The 17,187-nt window shown below is 74.2% G+C and carries 16 protein-coding genes and 1 tRNA gene; 8 read left to right on the top strand and 9 right to left on the bottom strand.

The features are described 5' to 3' along the window. Positions 1-162: 162 nt before the first annotated feature. Positions 163-1,404 carry a hypothetical protein gene (locus AC3EVP_RS04990; RefSeq protein ID WP_435126496.1) on the bottom strand — a complete coding sequence of 414 codons (1,242 nt, stop codon included), beginning with the start codon at positions 1,402-1,404 and terminating at the stop codon, positions 163-165. A 219-nt stretch (positions 1,405-1,623) separates the two neighbouring features. Here AC3EVP_RS04990 and AC3EVP_RS04985 point away from each other — a divergent pair. Beyond that, positions 1,624-1,695, top strand: a tRNA-Val gene (locus AC3EVP_RS04985). 297 nt (positions 1,696-1,992) lie between these two features. Here the strand turns inward: AC3EVP_RS04985 and AC3EVP_RS04980 are convergent. From AC3EVP_RS04980 to AC3EVP_RS04965, 4 genes are all read right to left on the bottom strand, one after another. Then, positions 1,993-2,307 carry a hypothetical protein gene (locus AC3EVP_RS04980; RefSeq protein WP_435126494.1) on the bottom strand — a complete coding sequence of 105 codons (315 nt, stop codon included), beginning with the start codon at positions 2,305-2,307 and terminating at the stop codon, positions 1,993-1,995. 187 nt (positions 2,308-2,494) lie between these two features. After that, positions 2,495-3,337 (bottom strand): helix-turn-helix domain-containing protein, encoded by an 843-nt coding sequence (locus AC3EVP_RS04975; protein ID WP_435126492.1) that lies wholly within the window; start codon positions 3,335-3,337, stop codon positions 2,495-2,497. Next, positions 3,334-3,867 carry a DUF6879 family protein gene (locus tag AC3EVP_RS04970; protein WP_435126489.1) on the bottom strand — a complete coding sequence of 178 codons (534 nt, stop codon included), beginning with the start codon at positions 3,865-3,867 and terminating at the stop codon, positions 3,334-3,336. The genes AC3EVP_RS04975 and AC3EVP_RS04970 overlap by 4 nt, the downstream gene beginning before the upstream one ends. Then, positions 3,864-4,073: a hypothetical protein gene (locus AC3EVP_RS04965; RefSeq protein ID WP_435126486.1), complete on the bottom strand. Its 210-nt coding sequence runs from the start codon at positions 4,071-4,073 to the stop codon at positions 3,864-3,866. Before AC3EVP_RS04965 ends, AC3EVP_RS04970 begins: the two co-directional genes overlap by 4 nt. Positions 4,074-4,386: 313 nt before the next feature. Here AC3EVP_RS04965 and AC3EVP_RS04960 point away from each other — a divergent pair, with 313 nt between their 5' ends. Further along, complete coding sequence (locus AC3EVP_RS04960) at positions 4,387-4,725, top strand: hypothetical protein (protein WP_435126483.1); 339 nt, start codon at positions 4,387-4,389, stop codon at positions 4,723-4,725. Between the two features lie 105 nt (positions 4,726-4,830). Here the strand turns inward: AC3EVP_RS04960 and AC3EVP_RS04955 are convergent, their stop codons facing one another. Both AC3EVP_RS04955 and AC3EVP_RS04950 read right to left on the bottom strand, forming a co-directional pair. After that, positions 4,831-5,478, bottom strand: coding sequence for an HAD family hydrolase (locus AC3EVP_RS04955; RefSeq protein WP_335981084.1), 648 nt, complete (start codon positions 5,476-5,478; stop codon positions 4,831-4,833). Positions 5,479-5,553: 75 nt separating this feature from the next. Then, entirely contained in the window at positions 5,554-5,868 is a 315-nt protein-coding gene (locus tag AC3EVP_RS04950; protein ID WP_335981085.1) for a hypothetical protein, read from the bottom strand. A 123-nt stretch (positions 5,869-5,991) separates the two neighbouring features. Here AC3EVP_RS04950 and AC3EVP_RS04945 point away from each other — a divergent pair, with 123 nt between their 5' ends. The 3 genes from AC3EVP_RS04945 to AC3EVP_RS04935 all read left to right on the top strand — a co-directional run bounded on the left by AC3EVP_RS04945 (position 5,992) and on the right by AC3EVP_RS04935 (position 8,445). After that, positions 5,992-6,537: a flavoprotein gene (locus AC3EVP_RS04945; protein WP_335981086.1), complete on the top strand. Its 546-nt coding sequence runs from the start codon at positions 5,992-5,994 to the stop codon at positions 6,535-6,537. Between the two features lie 1,005 nt (positions 6,538-7,542). Further along, the gene (locus AC3EVP_RS04940; protein WP_335981087.1) at positions 7,543-7,665 is read left to right on the top strand and encodes a hypothetical protein; all 123 of its coding nucleotides are present in this window, start codon (positions 7,543-7,545) and stop codon (positions 7,663-7,665) included. Positions 7,666-7,686: 21 nt separating this feature from the next. After that, positions 7,687-8,445: a bestrophin-like domain gene (locus AC3EVP_RS04935; protein WP_435126478.1), complete on the top strand. Its 759-nt coding sequence runs from the start codon at positions 7,687-7,689 to the stop codon at positions 8,443-8,445. Positions 8,446-8,586: 141 nt separating this feature from the next. Here the strand turns inward: AC3EVP_RS04935 and AC3EVP_RS04930 are convergent, their stop codons facing one another. Next, positions 8,587-10,005 (bottom strand): family 2B encapsulin nanocompartment shell protein, encoded by a 1,419-nt coding sequence (locus AC3EVP_RS04930; protein ID WP_335981089.1) that lies wholly within the window; start codon positions 10,003-10,005, stop codon positions 8,587-8,589. Positions 10,006-10,280: 275 nt separating this feature from the next. Next, complete coding sequence (locus AC3EVP_RS04925; RefSeq protein WP_435126474.1) at positions 10,281-11,207, bottom strand: DedA family protein; 927 nt, start codon at positions 11,205-11,207, stop codon at positions 10,281-10,283. Positions 11,208-11,658: 451 nt separating this feature from the next. Here AC3EVP_RS04925 and AC3EVP_RS04920 point away from each other — a divergent pair, with 451 nt between their 5' ends. From AC3EVP_RS04920 to AC3EVP_RS04910, 3 genes are all read left to right on the top strand, one after another. After that, positions 11,659-12,468 carry an ABC transporter permease gene (locus tag AC3EVP_RS04920; RefSeq protein WP_435126799.1) on the top strand — a complete coding sequence of 270 codons (810 nt, stop codon included), beginning with the start codon at positions 11,659-11,661 and terminating at the stop codon, positions 12,466-12,468. Between the two features lie 270 nt (positions 12,469-12,738). Next, a complete protein-coding gene (locus AC3EVP_RS04915) occupies positions 12,739-13,332 on the top strand; it encodes a TMEM165/GDT1 family protein (protein WP_335981092.1) in 594 nt (197 codons plus the stop codon). 48 nt (positions 13,333-13,380) lie between these two features. Further along, a complete protein-coding gene (locus AC3EVP_RS04910; protein WP_435126470.1) occupies positions 13,381-17,172 on the top strand; it encodes a hypothetical protein in 3,792 nt (1,263 codons plus the stop codon). Positions 17,173-17,187: the final 15 nt, after the last annotated feature.

Raw genomic sequence — 17,187 nt, 5'->3', positions numbered from 1 at the left:
ACTCACCGGCGGGTGGTCGCGTGTCGGCGGGTGCGTACCCCCGTGGCGTCGGGGTGCCCGGGTGGGTCCCGGGCGTGCCCAGGGGCGCGGGGAACGGCGCGAGCAGCCGTCCACCGGCAGGTGGTCCCGGGGCGGGGGCCCGTACCCGTGCGGCGGGTCCGTTCAACGCCCCGCCGCGCGGTCCTCCCTGATGTTGGACACCACCCGGTTCGCCGTCTCCCGCACCGCGGCCGTCTCCGTGAGGAACGCCCAGTAATCCGGGTGCCGCCCCTGCAACGCCCCCACCGCCCGGTCCAGCCGCGCCACCGCCTCGTCGAGCGGCCGCGCGTGCCTCGGCTCGGGCGTACTGCGCCCCTGCATCGCCAGCCGCTGCGCGTCACGGATCGCGAACCGCGTCTTCTCCACCTCGCCGCTCGGGTCCTTGCTGACCTCGTTGAGCCGGCGCAGCCGATCCCCGGCGGCGGCCACCGCCCCGTCCACCTCGTCCATCTGCGCCCGTACGGTCGCCAGCCGCGCGGTGGCGTCGGCCCACCGCTGCTCCGCCCGCGCCGCGCGGGCCTCCGCGAGGGCCTGCTCGGCGCGCCGGACCGCCTGCGCGGCCTGGTCCGGCACCTGTTGCAGGTCCTGCCAGCAGGCCGTCGAGAAACGCCGCCGCAACTCGCTGAGCACGGGAGCGACCCCCTCCGCCCGGGTGCCGAGCGCCTGCACCCGGGTGCGCAGCGACACCAGCCGCTTGTCGATCTCCTTCGCCCGCTCGGGCAGCCGCTCGGCCTCGGCCCGGACCGCCTCCGCGGTGCGCCGCATCTCGTCGGCGCGGCGGACCGTCGCCTGGACGCCGTGCTTGCTCGCACCTTCGTTGAGCTTCGTCAGCTCCGGGCCGAGCGCGGCCAGCCGGGCCGCGAGGTCGTCCGCCTTGAGCCCGGCGGCGCGCACCGCGTCCAGCGCCTGGCTCGCCGCGAGCAGCGACTGCTTGGCGCGCTCCCGGGCCGGCGCGAGCTGGGCGAGCTGCGTCTCGGCCTTGTCGAGCAGCGGGGCGAGGCCGGACTTGTAGCGTTCCAGCTCCTTCTTCGCGCTGGCCAGCTCGTGCTTCGCCTGGGTGAGCGCGGCCACCGCGCGTGAGGCCGCTGAGTGGTCCAGGTCGTCCCGGTCGATGTCGTTGGCGTCCACCGTCTCGATGTACGCCGCGCTGACCCGGTCGATCTTCTCCCCGAGGGCGCGGAAACCGTCCAGCGCCTGCCGCGCCTGCGGGGTGTCGTCGACCGCGGAGATCGTCTCTATCGCGATCTCCAGGTCCCGCTGGGCCGTGTCCAGGTCGTAGAACTCCTGGGCCGCGGCGTCCTTCGCGGCCTGGGCCTCCACACGCAGATCGTCGCCGCGCCGCCACCACGAACGTGCCGTCGTCACAGTGACTCTCTCTCCCCGTGTTCGCTGCTCACCGTCTTTCCGCCCATCCTCCCACCCACCCGGCCCGAACACACGGTCCCCTGCCACCCGCCCCGGGCCCGCGGGACGGCCCCGGCCGATCCGTGGCCGGGCCCCCGACCGATCCGCGGCCGCGCCCGGAACGCCTCGCTTGCCGAGCACGCCCCACCCCGGGGTAACCTGTGTCGTCGCAGACCCCGCGGGCGTGTAGCTCAGTGGTAGAGCGCCGCCCTTACAAGGCGGATGTCGGCGGTTCGAAACCGTCCACGCCCACCCCCGTCGCGAGCGCAGGTCGAAGCCCCTCCCGTTGGACCGGGAGGGGCTTTCCTGATCATGCGGCGGTGCGTGCCGGGACCGCGTCCCGCCCGCCCGGCAGAAGCCCCCCGACATGCGCTCGGCCGGTCATGGGGCGGCCCCGGTGCGCGGTGGGGTGCGTACCGGGGCCGGTGGCTGCCGCGCAGGGGGTGGCGGCGGCCGTGCCGCGGGACCAACCGCGGCGGTTCGGGGGTGGGTCAGTTCGGGTGGGGTGCGGGTTCGGTGGTGCAGCCGCCTTTGCGGCAGCCGGGGGTGTCACAGGACATCGGGCTCCTCCTTCCTGGTGGACGGGGCGGCGGGTGCCGCCTCGATCGCGGCGCGCAGTTCCTCGGTGAGGGCGAGGGTCGCGCCAGCGCGGTGGTAGAGCGTGGAGACCAGCACGTGCAGGCGGCGCTTGCCCTCCCCGTCGAGCGGGCCGTCCAGCGCGCCGCGGATCTCGCCGAGCGTGACGGCCAGGGGCCGTCCCGCGATCACGTCGCAAGCCGCCTCCAATGACCCCACCCGCGGGGCGCTCAACTCCTCGTCAAGCAGCCGCCCGACAGCGGACCGCCGCACCGTGCGCCCCTGCATGCCGCGCCCCTCACGTACGTAGCCGCACCCCGCGCCGCCGCTCGCACGGCGCGGGGCCTCTCGCCGCCCGCCCCACCACGTCGGCGCAGTGAAACGGGCGCAGTTCGACGCTACGGCGGCGTGTTTCTCGCTGACGTCTGTGTTTCTCAGTGTTTCGAAACGACGGGCGGGTGATTCCCGTTGTTCCTCACGGGATGTCGAGAGCGCTCCGCGCGCGGCTGATCAGGCGGTGCGCGACTCGCTCACTGACGGCCGAGGCGTCGAGGGCATCCCACACTTTCCGGTACAAGGCGACGTCCTCAGGCGAGTCGAGCCACATCTCCGCGTGCCACGTCTCAGCGACGACGAGCCGGTCGTCGTGAATCCAGAAGTCGTCGCCGGCGGCGATCTGCACGTCGGCGGTCAAGGGGATGATGCCGAGACGCACCGACGACAGGCCGTTGATGGACATCAGCCGGTCCAACTGGTCGGCGAGGACCGCAGGCGGGCAGATCCGGACGTGCAGGGCCGACTCCCATATCAACACCCGGTAGGTCTTGCCCGCCGCGTACAGGCCCTCCTGGCGGCGTATCCGCGACGACACCCCGGCCTCTATGTCCCGGGTCACTCCGTGCAGGTTGGCGTACCGGGTCAGCACGCAGCGGGCGTACTCGGGAGTCTGGAAGATCCCCGGCATGACCGATGCCGTGAAGCCCCGGAACACGCGTGTTCTCTCGTGCTGCGCGCCGAGTGCGTCCTGTACCGCGCGGTGGCCGCCGGCCAGTGCGCGGCGCCATGAACGGTAGGTGGATTCGAGGCCGGCGAGGCGGCCTTTCAGTTCGGCCGCGGACTCCGGCTTGCCGACTCCGGCGGCCCACGCTTCAAGGTCGGCCGGGGTGGCGGTCTGCTTGCCGTTCTCCAGCTTGCTGACCTTCGACGGGGCCCAGCCACATGCTCCGGCGAGTTGCCGTACGGTGAGGCGGCCCTCGGTGCGCAGCTCGCGGAGCCGCACGCCGAGGGCCTGTCGGGCCTGCTGGAAGTCGGTGCTCACATGGGGGACGGTACCCGCGTCCTGAACGTCTCGTACCTGCTCGCATAGTGCCAGGCCGCGTCGCGGATCTGGCAGGCTCGCAGGACGTGGTCGGGGTCGGTGGTCAGTTCCAGTCGGCGCCCGGAGTCGGTCCAGTTGAAGCGGGCCAGGGTGCGGGAGTCGAAGAGCCAGAAGTCGTCAGCGGGCAGTCCGATCCGTAGGGCCTCGCGGCGGAACAGGTACCGGATGTCTTCGCCGGAGTGGAGGTTGTCCGGTGTGGTGGCCAGGAGGTACCGCTGGTTGGCGGTGGGCGGCTCGTCGACCAGGCGGACGCGTTCGATGCGCTTGCCGGCTGCGGTCTGCTCGCGGGCGTTGGCGAACCACGGGCTGCCGTTGTCGCGAGGCGGTGCGATGCCTTGGAGGAAGCGCTGATACTCCTCGGTCTGCTGGTCGGCCGCGTACTCCCGTTGGGCTTCCAAGCGCCAGGCCGTGTGCTCGAAGCCGTCTCGGAAGTAGTCCAGGATGCCGGCGGCTGGTACTGCGCCGGTCACGACTTCGGGGCGAAGTTCACCAGCAGGGCGCGGTCTACGACGACCAGCGACTCGCCTTCCAGCGGGTTGGCCATCTGCGCGAGGGTGTCGGGGTCGGTGACGGTGTAGCCCTGCACCAGGATGTCGCCGGTCTCGGTGTCCTCGTACAGCGTGGGGCACTCGCCGGTCTTGCTGTTGGTGCCGAGCATGCGCAACTTGCGGGCCATGTCGCCTCCCTTGTAGGTCCGGCGATCGCCGGCGCATGCACGGTAGCCCGGTGATCAAGAAACACGACAGAGTGCCTTGGGCGAACGCACGAAAGCCCTGCCAGGAAGGGGCCGAGTGGGGGCAAGGACAGTAGCGGCCGGGTGTGATGGCAGCGCCCCGCCGGGAGGGGGAGGCTCGGCGGGGCACCGGCGGGTGTCCCGAACGCCGGCCCTGGGACCGCTGACCCGCGTCACAGCTCGGCCACATCCCAGCGCCCGACATCCTCGCGGCGCCACACTCCCTCTGACCACACGAGGGGGAACCATGCACCGCATGCACCGCACCACTGCAACCGCCGTGTTCGGGCTGCTCGCCGCTGCCGGGCTTCTGCTCGCCGGCTGCTCGTCCAGCAGCAGCCACGGGCACCGCGTTGTCACGTACAGCGGGAAGTACACCCCGCTCAGCGTCATTACGTCCGAGCCGCCGATCCCGTCGGACTCGAAACTGGCCAAGGGCCGCACTGCCGCGTGCTGGAAGGCGATCCGCGACCAGTACACGCCCGGGACGGTGCAACTCACCGGGGCACCGACGACGCCGCCGGAATGCGCGGGCCTCACCGCAGACGAGGTATCCGCCGTCGCATCCGACGTGCTCGCCCACCAACTCGGCTGACACGACCGCCCCGTCACCGTGCCGGCCGTGCTGGTGACGGGGCGGCCGCACGTCTCAGGTTTGCCGGGGCGGGCCGAGCCCGAGGGATGCGGAACCGGGCCGGTTTCAGCGGCGGTTCGTGAGTTTGTTGACGAGGTCGGTGAGGGAGTCGACGCGGAGGTCGGCGGTGAGGGCGACGTCGGGGTCGTCGGCCCAGAGGTGGCCCCAGGGGCCGCGGCGGAGGTGGGCGGTGGACAGGCCGGCGGCGGCTGCGGGGAAGGTGTCGTTGTGGGGGTGGTCGCCGACGTAGAGGACGTCGTGGGGTTCGCATCCCGCGAGGCCGACGATCTGGGCGAAGAAGGCGGGGTCGGGTTTGGCGAGGCCCCATTCCCCGGAGGTGGCGACGAGGTCGGCGGGCAGGTCGAGGGCGCGGAGCAATTCGGCTGCGCGGGCGCTTTGGTTGCCGGCGACGATGACGCGGTAGCCGGCGGCGCGCAGGGCGCCGAGGGCGGGCCGCGCGTCGGGGTAGAGGTCGGTCTCGTCGAAGTGCTCGCCGCGGCCGGATGCCTCCATCGCCGCCTGCGCCGCGGCGACGTCCAGCCCGGGCCGGAGCAGCCGCAGCGCGTCGTTGCAGTCCTGGCCGCGCGAGACGACCGCGCCCACCAGGGCCGACACCGTGTGCCGGGGCACCCCGAGCCAGTCGGACCACATCCCCCACACACGCGTGTCGGACGTAAGCGTCTCGCCGATGTCGACGGCCACGGTGTGGATCATGCGCTCCAGCGTATCCACCGGGCCGCCCGCCGGCGGGACGACGCGACCGCCTCCCCGGGTTCGACCGGGTCGGCGTCAGGGCGCGGAACTCCAGGCGTTGAAGGCGATCGCCCACGCGGTGGCGGCCTGCGCCTTGCCGGGCTTGACGCTGACGGTGGTGGTGCTGCCGTCCGCCGCCGCGAGCACCATCGTCAGCCGGCCCGTCTTCTTGCGGGCCGCGAGGGCGAGGGGGCCGAGAGCGACGATCCGGGTGGCGGTGATCCGCTTGCCGGTGCCGTCGACGGTCTGGACGACCGTGCCCTTCGCAGGAGCCGACCAGGCACCCGCGCTGATCGTGGCGTTGTCCACCCGGATCGGGACCCCGCCCGGAACTGCCGGAGGTTTGCTCATGTGGGCAGTGTCACGCCGGCCCGGCCGGGGGAGCACCGCGGGCGGCAGCCTTTGGGACGGAAGCGTTACGGGGGAGGCGGGGGCGGGTTGCGGTGGGACGGGTGGGGCTGTTGGGTGGTGGTCATGATCGCTCGAACGCTCTATTTGCTGGCCTCCGCCGCGCCCCCGGTCTTCGACGTGGCGCGGGTGGTGGAGTCCGCGCAGCGGGCCGGGTGGGACGTCTGCCTGGGGCTGACCCCGACCGCGGCACGGTGGTTGGCGGAGTCGCTGGAGGGGCTGGCGGTGCTGACCGGCCACCCGGTGCGCTGGGAGTACAAGTTGCCCGGGCAGCCTGACGTCTGGCCGCCGGCCGACATGGTCGTGGTGGCGCCGGCGACGTTCACGACGGTCAACGCGTGGGCGGCGGGTATTTCGGACAAGTTCGTGGTCGGGGTGGCCGCGGAGGCGATCGGCAAGGGCATCCCGCTGCTCACGATGCCCTGCCTGAACTCGGCGTATGCCCAGCACCCGGCGTTCGAACGGTCGATCGGGGAGCTGCGGCAGGCCGGCGTGCGGGTGCTCTACGGTCCGGGCGGCTACGAACCGGGCCCGCCGGAGGGCGACGAACCGGTCGCGTACCCCTGGGACCTGCTGCTGGAGGCGCTGGGGGAGGCCGGCGCGCAGCGGTAGCGGAGGCCCTCAACCGCGCCTGGCGAAAAGGGCGTTGCGCATCACACAGGCAGGTTTACGGGTGATGTGAACCTTTCGGGTGAACGGGTGGCCTTCGCACGGGCGGGTCCCGGCGGCGCCGCGAAGCATTGGGGGGTGAGAACTTCAAGGGGGAGGCTCGCCCGACTGTGGGCGGCGCTCGCCGTGGTGGTGGCAGCGGGTTCGTGGGGGCTGGGCGGCGTCGCCGCGGCGACCCCCGGACCCGGCTGCGCCGACGGCATACGCGCGGCCCGCACGTGTACGACCTCCCGTCCACCAGCCCGCCCGGGCACCGAACACGTCACCGACGGCCCCCCGGGCCCGGCCCGTTCGCCTGAACCCTCCCCGTCCCCGACCGTTACCCGCACCCCGTCCCCGGCGCCTACGGCCGCGCCGACCCGTACGGGGGCCCCGGCCCGTACGGCCACGCCGACCCGTACCCCCGCGCCGGCTCGTACGGCGGCCCCGCCTCGTACGGCCGCACCGAAGCCGCACCCGACGCGGCACCCGGCGCCGACGCCCTCGCCCACACCCACGCGAGCCCCCGACCCGCACACCGGGCCGCTCAAGTGCGTCCCTTGGCCTTGGCCTTGGCCGTGGAGCCGGCACGACGGCTGGTCCGGCTCATGGCCCTTCCCCCCGGGCTGGCCGTGGCCATGGTGCCACCCGCAGCCGCCGCCCTCGGCGCCCCCCACACCGCCGCCCACCCAGTCACCCACGCCGACCCCGACCCCGACCCCGACGAAGACGGCCACCCCGACCCCGACTCCGACCCCGACTCCAACACCCACGCACACCAAGGCCGTTGCCCCGGCACAACCGCCACCTGCCCCCACCCCGTCCAGCACCCCCGCCCCGACACCCACCCGCACCCCGCCAGTGACACCGGCGGCCACCCCGACCCCGAAACCCACTCCCACCCCCGGCCCGACCCGTGCCGCCGCCCCGCCGCAACCGGCCGCCTGGCCCACGCCTGCGCCGAAAGCCGTGCACACACCGGCCCGGCACACCCGCACCGTGATGGAGACGATGCTGCTCACCACCGTTCCCGCCCTGCTCGCCGTGGCCGTCCTGCGCCCCGGCTCCCGCACCTACCGCCGTAACCACTAGCCGAAGAGGGGGAGTTCATCCATGTCACAGTGGTTGGCGCTGGTCATCGCGATGGTCGCGGTGTGCGCTGTGGTGATCAGTGTCGTGGTGCTCCGGCAGCGCCGGATCACCGCGGACGACGACCCGTCCGAGACCCCGGACGTCATCGAGTACATGGTCATGATGATCGGCGTGGTCTACGCGATCGTGCTCGGTCTGGCCATCGCGGGCGTGTGGGAGAGCCGCGGCAGTGCTCAGGCGGAGGCGCTCGCCGAGGCGCAGGCCCTGCACGAGATCAAGGCGCGGGTGCAGGTCTACCCGGCCGGCGTACGCGACCAGGTGCGCGCGGACGTCGACACGTACGCGGCTTTCGTGGCCGACAAGGAGTGGCCCTACATGCGCCACCACGAGGAACTGTCGCCCAAGGCCACGCAGTTGCTCGACAAGGTGCGCAGCGACGTCACGAGCTACGACCCCAAGGACGACCTCGGCCAGCAGGCGTACCAGCCGCTGCTCGACCAGGTCACCGCGGCGGACCAGGCGCGGACGGCCCGCGGACAGGACCTCGGGTCCTCGATGCCGGGCATGGTGTGGTTCGGCCTGATCACCGGGGCTCTGGTGACCGTCGGGCTGATCTTCACCCTCCAGATCCGGCGCTCCGGGCGGGAGTTGCTGCTCGCCGGGCTCTTCAGTGCGCTGATCGCCTTCCTGCTCTTCCTGATCTGGGACCTGGAGGCGCCGTTCGGGGACGGCATGGCGGTCAGCGCGAACGTCTTCCGGGAGATCGTGCTCCGAACGTGACGACGTGACGACGTGACATTGCGCGCCCGGACGCCACGCCTGACGCGCAACGCGCAACGCGCAACGCACGACGAGGGCGGTTCCCCCACCCGGCCCGGTGGGGGAACCGCCCTCGTCACGCCACGGACTCGGCCGCGCGGATCAGCGCCAGTTGGAGACGTTGACGTTCTCCAGCACGCCGAGCGCGTCCGGCACCAGCACCGCCGCCGAGAAGTACGTGCTCACCAGGTAGCTGATGATCGCCTTGTCGTCGATGCCCATGAAGCGGACGTTGAGGCCCGGCTCGAGCTCGTCGGGCAGCCCGGTCTGGTTGAGGCCGATGACGCCCTGGTTGTCCTCGCCGGTACGGATGGCGATGATCGAGCTGGTGCGGGCCTCGGTGACCGGGATCTTGTTGCAGCTGAGGAGGGGCACGCCGCGCCAGGCCGGGACGGTGGAGCCGTTGACCTCCACGGGGTCGGGGTAGATGCCCGCACGGGTGCACTCGCGGCCGAACGCGGCGATGGTGCGCGGGTGGGCCAGCAGGTAGCGGGTGTTGCGGCGCCGGCTGATCAGCTCGTCGAGGTCGTCCGGCAGCGGCGGGCCGGCGTGCGGCTGGATGCGCTGGTCGTACTCCGCGTTGTTGAGCAGGCCGAACTCGGGGTTGTTGATCAGCTCGTGCTCCTGGCGCTCGCGCAGCGCCTCGACGGTCAGCCGGAGTTGCTGCTCCGTCTGGTTCATCGGTTCGTTGTAGAGGTCGGCGACCCTGCTGTGCACCCGCAGCACGGTCTGGGCGACGCTCAGTTCGTACTCGCGCGGCTTGACGTCGTAGTCCGCGTAGGTGGTCGGCAGCGCGGCTTCGCCCTTGTGGCCGGAGGCCAGCTCGATCGCGGCCTCGCCGCGCTTGTTGGTCCGCTGCTGCGGGAGCGCCCGGAACGCGTCGAGGTGCTCGCGCAGCGGCGGCGCGGTCTCCAGCAGGGCGGTGAGTGCCTGCCGGGGCAGTTCCAGGACGGTGGTCGCGGTGGCGGCCTTGGTCGTGTGCTCCCAGGTGCCCTCGCCCAGCAGCGCCTGCTCGCCGAAGTAGGAGCCGTCAGCGAGCGAGCCGAGCTGGGTCTCCTCTCCGTACGACCCCTCGCCGATCTTCTCGACCTTGCCGTGCGCGATCAGGTAGAGGGTGTCGGCCGGGCGGCCGGCCTCGGCCAGCACCTCGCCCGGCTGGTACTCGCGCTGGACGAAACGATCCGCCAGCGCGCCGAGCGCCGCCACGTCGTCGAACGAGCGCAGGGCGGCGATCTCGCCCAGCTCCTGCGGGATGACCCGGACCTCGGACCCGGTCTTCACAAAGGTCACCCGGCCGTCGCCCACCGCGTAGCTCAACCGGCGGTTGACCCGGTACGTGCCCGCGTTGACCTGCACCCACGGCAGCACCTTCAGCAGCCAGCGGGACGAGATGCCCTGCATCTGCGGGGTGGACTTCGTGGTGGTCGCCAGATTCCGCGCGGCGGCAGTGTCGAGACTGGTCCGCGCCCCGGCGTCCTGCGGATTGCCTTGTGCGGTGTCCTGACCCGCATCAACCGACATGGACTGTCCTTCCGTAAGGAGGTGGTACAGCCCAATTGTTTCCGCAACGCAGAGTGCTGACTATTGCCGGATCGAGTGAGAATACTTTCCGGAATACGGGACAGGGCGGCGGGGCGCGGGGGTGATCCGTCCGCTTCCGTGCGGCTTTCGTGCGGAACGGTCACGGCGGGTGGGAACGAATGTGCGCAGGAACGGCGGCATCGGGCGGCCGGGTGCGGGGAAGAGCCGGGGAAGGGGCCGGGGGGAGCGCGGGCGGGCGAGGGCGGACCGGGCGCTCAGAGCGCTTCGACGACCGGTCCGCGCTCGGCCGGCGCGGCGGCCTGCGGCGGCACGCCGAGGGGGCCGAGCGGGCCGGCGACCGGGTTGGCCGCCATCGGCGCGGCGAAGGAGGGCGCGAAGGTCGGCCGCGGGGGCACGAACGGCGGGACCAGGGGCGGTATGAGTGGCGCGGCCGGCGCCGGGCGCGAGGGACCGCCGCCCGAGGGAGCGGGGCCCGGGGGGACCGCGGCGGGCTCGGCGGTCGTCGCGGCGAGCGGGGCCGCGGCAGCCGGCTCGGCGTCGAGGGCGTCGGTGTCGAGCGGCGCGGCGGCGTACTCCGCCGCCTCCAGCGCTATCCGGCGCTCGCGGCGGAAGACCATCGCGGCGAACGCGCCGGCGCCCAGCAGGGCGACGAAGGACATGAGGGTGCCGAACCAGCTCGCGCCGAGCCACCGGCCGCCGATCCAGCCGAGGCCGACGCTGTAGGTGGCCCAGCAGACGCCGGCCAGCGCCGACCACGGCAGGAACTCGCGCGGGCGGCGGCGCGCGGTACCGGCGCCGAGGCTGACCACGCTGCGGCCGGCGGGCGCGAAGCGGGCCAGCACCACCAGGACGCCGCCGCCGCTGTTGAGCACCTGTCCGAGCCGTTCGTGGGCGGCGGCGAGCCGCCGCGAGTTCGCGATGCGCCGGTCGAACCACGCCCCGCCGCGCCAGGCGAGCCGGTAGGCGAGCAGGTCGCCCGCGCAGGACGCGGTGGCCGCGCAGGCGAGCAGCACCAGGATGTCCAGGACGCCGTCCCGGGCACCGGTCGAACCGGTGGTCGCCGCACTGATCACCAGCACGCCGGAGGGCAGCACCGGCACGAACACGTCGAGCAGCACGGACAGCCCGACGAGCAGGTAGATCCAGGGCCACTCGAAGAGGGAGCCCACGTGGTGCAGCACTACGCCTCCTCGCCCTTCGCCGTCCTGCTCGTGTCCTGCGGTGGTCTCATGCCGTGGTCCTGCGAGCCCGTCTGCGAAGTCGTCCGGAGGCGTGCCCCGGTGTCGCGTCAACGAGCGGCGGATCTTCATCCGCCGTCAGCCGTACAGCGTACGCCAGTGGTGGACCGCGGTTCCCTCAAGGGCACGTGACGTAATAGACAATCACGGCGTTATCACGGCCGGAATACTCTCACGGAAACGGTTCGGCACAGATTTCGTGGAGTCGGCCGCAAAAGCGCACGCCAAGTGTGAGGTGGTCAGTCCCGTGGCAGCGGCCGGCGCTGTTCTTATGACCGGATGCGGACGTCTTGCGGACACCGTACTCCCTTCACTCCCTTCGTTCCGTTCCTTCGCTTTGCCCTCTTCGCTCACCCCGCCCGCCTCTTTTCTGGCCTCTTCGTCGTCATCGTCGCTGCTGCCGGTGAACCGGACGCTCGGGATCGTGCTCGCCGCGCTGCTGGTGGCCGCCGCGGGCATCGCCGCCTACGCCCGGCTCGCGGACCCGCACGAGAAGTACGCGCACGGCATCCTGCTGGCCGGTGTCCGGGCGGCGGTGCAGCTGGCGGCGGTCTCCGCGCTGATCGGGTGGGTGGTCAAGCACCAGGCGGCGCTGCTGGCGTTCGTGCTGCTGATGTACGCGGTCGCCTCGCGTACGGCGGGGCGGCGCGTCACCACCGACCGCACCTGGCGCTGGGCGGCGGTGCCGGTGGGGGCCGGGGCACTGCCGGTGGTGGCGTTGCTGGTGCTGACCGGGCTGGTGCCGATCGACGGGGTCGCGCTGATCCCGGTGGCTGGCATCCTCATCGGCGGCGGTCTGACGGCCACCGTGCTGGGCGGGCGGCGCGCGCTGGAGGAGCTGGCCGGGCGCGCCGGGGAGGTGGAGGCGGCGATGGCGATCGGCCTCAGCGACCGGGACGCGCGCATGGAGATCGCCCGCCCGGCGGCTTCGGGCGCGCTGATCCCGGGGCTCGACCAGACCCGCACGGTGGGGCTGGTCACGCTGCCGGGCGCGTTCGTCGGCATGCTGCTGGGCGGGGCGAGCCCGGTGTCGGCGGGCGCGGTGCAGCTCTTCGTGCTGATCGCGCTGATGGCGGTGCAGGCGGTGTCGGTGGCGGTGGTGCTGGAACTGGTGGCGCGCGGCCTGATCACCCGCCCCCGGCACGCGGTGCCGCCGCGGCGCCGCAGCCCGTGGGCGGCCGTCGCCCGGCGGCGCAAGGGGTAGCGGGCGGTCCTCGGGGGCCGGGGCGCGGTGCCGTACGATGGGGGCAGCAGAAGGGGAGTAGCTCTTCGCCGGACCGTCGACATACTGCCGGGCCGTTCCGCACCGCGAGGTGGGGGCGTGCCGGGCCGGCGCCCGGAGGCGGCGCACCGCGGGTGCCCGCCAGCGAGACCTTCGGCCGCAGTGTCCTGACGCTGCCGTGCCGAAGCGACCCCTGGAAAGCCCTGTGGTCCCATCGGTACGGCCGCCCCGACCGATCGAGGAACAGCTTCCGTGCTCAGCATCAGCGTCATCGCCGTCGTCTTCGGCGTGATCTTCCTGGCCGAACTCCCCGACAAGACCGCGCTCGCCGGTCTCATGCTCGGCACCCGCTACCGGCCGTCCTATGTCTTCGTCGGCGTCGCGGCCGCCTTCGTCGTCCACGTCGCGCTCGCGATCGCCGCGGGCAGCCTGCTGACGCTGCTGCCGCACCGCTGGGTGCAGGGGGTGGTCGGCGTCCTCTTCCTCGGCGGCGCCGCCATGCTGCTCTTCTCCAAGGACGACGACGAGGAGGAGGTCAAGGCGCCGTCCGACCAGAGTTTCTGGAAGGTCTCCGGCGCCGGCTTCATGCTCATCCTCGTCGCCGAGTTCGGCGACCTCACGCAGATCATGACCGCGAACCTCGCGGCCCGCTACGACTCGCCCTTCTCCGTCGCCATCGGCGCGGTCCTCGGCCTGTGGGCGGTCGGCGCGCTCGGCATCTTCGGCGGCCGCCTGCTGATGAAGCGGGTGCCGCTGTCCCTGATCACCAAGGTGGCTGCCGCGGTCATGGTCGTCCTGGCCGCGCTCAGCCTGTACGAGGCGGCGACGGGCACGGCGCTGCTCTGACCGTCCGCGCACCGGCCGCTGTCGTACCCCGTTCGTAGAGTGGCCGGTGTGAGGGGAACAGGCAGCGGTACGGGGGCGGACGCCGTGCGCGGCATCATCGCGGCGGCGGTCGGCGCGGCGGTCGGCACAGCGAGCGGTACGGGGGAGGGCGCCGGCGGGGGAGGGGCGGGCGGGCTCGCGCGGGTGCGGCCGGCCCGGGCCGCCGCCGCGCGGATCGCCGCGGGCGGCGGGGTGGACGAGCACGCGGCCGAGGAGCTGCGGGCGGCGGTCGAGGCGCACCTCGCGGGTGACACCGGGCGGTGGCTGCGGATGTACGACGCGCTGCCGTCCTACCGCGGCAGCCTGCCCGAACTCCTCGCCGAGCCGGAGCCTTTGGTGCCGCCGGCGCCGGACAGCGGGCTGCGGGCACCCGCGCCGCGCAGCGTGGACGAGACGTTCGCACTCGCCGTCGCGCACGCCCGGCCCGCGCACGCGGCCGCCGTGCTGGCGGCGCTGCCGGACCGGGCGCTCGAACGGCTGCTGTCCGGTGGCACGCTGCCCGCCCCCGCGCTGGTCCGCGCCGTCACGGAGCACGGCGACACCCGCAGCCGTACGGCGCTGGCCCGGCACTCCCGGCTTGACCCGCAGGCGCTGGCGCGGCTGCTCGACACCGGGGACGCGGCCGTCGGCGCGGCGGTCTACCGCAACCCGCGGACCACGCACTCGCTGCGCCGTACGCTCGCCCGCCGGCTCGACGCGGTGCCGATGGACCCGGCGCTGCGGGCCGAACTGGCCGATCCCGCCGCCGATGTGCCGCGCACCTGGCTCGCGCCGCTGCTGTGCTCGGGCGAACCGGAGCTGGTGGCAAGGGCGTTGGGCGCGGGCGCGCGGGGCGCGGCCCAGCAGTACGCGCTGGCTCGGGTGTGGGAGCGGCACGGCCCGGCGGCGCTGCGGACGCTGCTCGCCGATCCGGCGCTCGCGCGGAGCGTGGCCCGCCCGGTGCGGGCGGCGGTGTCGGCGGCGCTGGCAGCGGCGGAACAGGACGCGGGCGGGGGCGCGGGCGAGGGCACGGAGGGTGCCGCGGACCGGGCCCTGCGCGGGCTGTACGAGCGGGGCGAGCCGTACGGTGACCCGGCGCGGCTGCCGGCCCTGCTCGCCGCCGCCCGCGGCACCAGCACGCTGCGCGACCTGCTCGCGGAGCCCTACGCCCACGACCTGGACGCGCTGCACCGGGCCCACCTGGCACACCCGTTCATGCCCAAGGCGTGCGAGGAGCTGGCCCGCCATGAGGCGGCGAGCGACGAGCAGCGGCGGTCGTTCCGGCTGAGCGTCCTCAACGAACCCTGGCGCGCGGGCGGTCGGCGCGGCGGGAACCTCACGGCGCCCGAAGCCCGCCTCACGGCCGAGGAGTTGGACGGCGGCGCGGTCTCCTGGGCGGAGGGCGTGGTCGCGGCGGGGCTGCTCGACCCGGTCGCGCTGGTGCGGACCGCCCGGCCGGCCGAGCGGGCGCTCGCGGCGCTGGGCGCGCTGCGGGAGCGCGGGCTGCTGTCCGCGGACGCGGCCGGGGAGGTGCGCGACGCGGCGGCGAAGCACCTCCGCGAATCGGCGGCCGGGTGGGCGGAGTTCGACCGGCTGCTGCCCGAGTTCACCGGGACACTGCGGGAGTTGGTCGAGGCGGCTGGAGCGGCTGCCGCGGCCGGGGCTCCGGACGGGCCCGGTCCCTCGGAAGCCCCGGCCGAGTCCGGCGGTGCGGCACAGGCCGAAACCCGCGGTCCGGAGCAGGAGCGGTACGAACCGCCGCTCGTGCCGCGCCGCCCCACCGAGCGGGCCGCGCTCTGCGCACTCGACCTGCTGCGGTCCCTCGCCCCGGCCGACGCTCCGGCGCCCGACCCGGCCGACCCCGGCGTGCTGCGCTTCCTGGCCGCCACCGAAGCGGAGCGGACCCCGGGCCTCGCCACCCCGCTGTGGCTGCTGCGCGCCTGCGCCGCGCAGGGCGTCGAGCCGCCGGCGCACGGCTCCTGGTACGCCGCACCCACCGCCGCCGAAGTGCGCGCGAAGCCGCCGGAGACCTGGGGCTCCGGCGCCGCCCGCACCGAACTCGCCTACACCCAGGGCATCCTGACCGCCGACGACCTGCTCGGCTGGTTGCCCGCGCACCGTCTGCTCCTCCTCCCGTACGACTGGCGGCGGCTCGCCTTCCCGGCCGCCTGGCGCGCCGCACTCGCCCGCCGGCTCCACGCCGAGCTCGGCACCGACCCCGACGCCTGGCTCCACCTCGCGGCGGTGGCGCGGCATGCGGCACCGGAGGACACCTGGCTCGACCTGCTGGCGCGGGCGACCGCCTCCCTGCCGTCCTCGCGGGCAGCGGGGGAGCCGGCGGACGGGAGACCCGGACGGAACACGCCCGGGACCACCGCCTCCGAGGGCGCCGTCATCACGCCATCGCACGCCGGCGCGACGGGAGTCGGCTCCGGGCGCGCCGCGGCCGTACATGCCCCGGCGGGCGGGCGCATGGCGGCGGAGCCTGCCGACCGGCCCTCCTGGGACCGGCACTCGGTGCGCCCGCGCACCCCGGACGACGCGCTCGGCCTGCTGGCGCACGGCGACCACCTGTGGGTCTGGCCGATCGGCACCCTGCTGTGCCTCGCCGGCGCCGACACCGTCGACGCGGTGCTGCCCCGGCTCGGCCCCGACGGCCCCTGGTCGCTCGCCGCCTACCTGCTGCGGTACGACCGCACCCCGCGCCCGGCGTACGAGCGGCTGCTCGCGGGCCGCGACCCGCGCGCGCTGCGGGTCCTGGGCACCCAGCAGCGCCGGCTGTCGGACGGCCTTGCCGCGCGGCTGGCCGACGTCGACGACCCCGGCACCGATCTCGTGCTGCTGCGGCACACCCGGGACCCGCTCGTCGTCGACCGCATCGTGGCGAGGTCGGCCCGCCGCTCGGCGGCACCGGGCGGGGACGGCAAAGGGGCCCAGAGCGCCGACCCGGTGGCCGCCGGGGTGCTCGCGTCGCTGCGGGCCGACCCGAAGGCGGGGCCGCCCGGGGGCATGGTGTGGCTGGGCGCGCCCGTGCCCGACCTGGTCGAGGAACTCCTGACCCGCTACGGCACCGAACTCGACTTCGTCCGGCAGGTGCGGGGCTGCCTGAGCCTCCTGGAACACGGCGGCGCGGCCCGCCTCACCTCCCTCGCCGCCCGCGGCGCACTCGGCCGGGCCGCGACCAAGCTCTGCGTCAAGGCGCTTGCCGCGCCCGACCCGGCCGCGGTCCTCAGGGCCCGGGTCGCACGCGAACTCGCCCCGGCCAAGCTGGTGCGGAAACTGCGCGGGGCTTCCCACCGCTGGGTCGCGACGAGCCTGGTGGCACGCCACCCGGGCCCCGTCGACTGGCAGGCGCTGGAAGCCGCGCACCAGGAGGAGCCGCTGCCGCACTGGGAGGACCTCATAGGCATGGCCCCCCTCGAACTGCGCCTGCGGCACCCGCACGTGCTGCCAGAACCCGGGCCCGACGGGCTGCCCGACGGCGCCGCGGCCACCCTGGCCCGGGCCCGCCACGGCCTGGCCGGCCACTACCACTGCGCGGCCGCCACCCAGATCGACGGCCTGCTCGCGTCCGGGCTGCTCACCGCCGCCGACCTGCTGCACGAAGCCGCGCCCGCCGCCCTCCTGCTGGACTACCTCGGCAGCGCCGCCCGCCGCCCCGACGCCCCGCCCCAGGCGGCCGCCGCGCTCGCGGAACTCGCGGACCTGGTCCGCTCCCGCCTCGGCTCCGCCCCGGCGGCCTGGGCGCGGGTCGACGAACGTCTGACCGGCCGCGACCCGCGCTGGGCGCCGCAGTCCACGGTCGCCGACCTGCTCGCGTGACCGGGCGCCATCCCG

It is taken from the genome of Actinacidiphila sp. bgisy144, from assembly GCF_057708105.1.
This window is presented reverse-complemented; position numbering and strand designations above follow the sequence as displayed.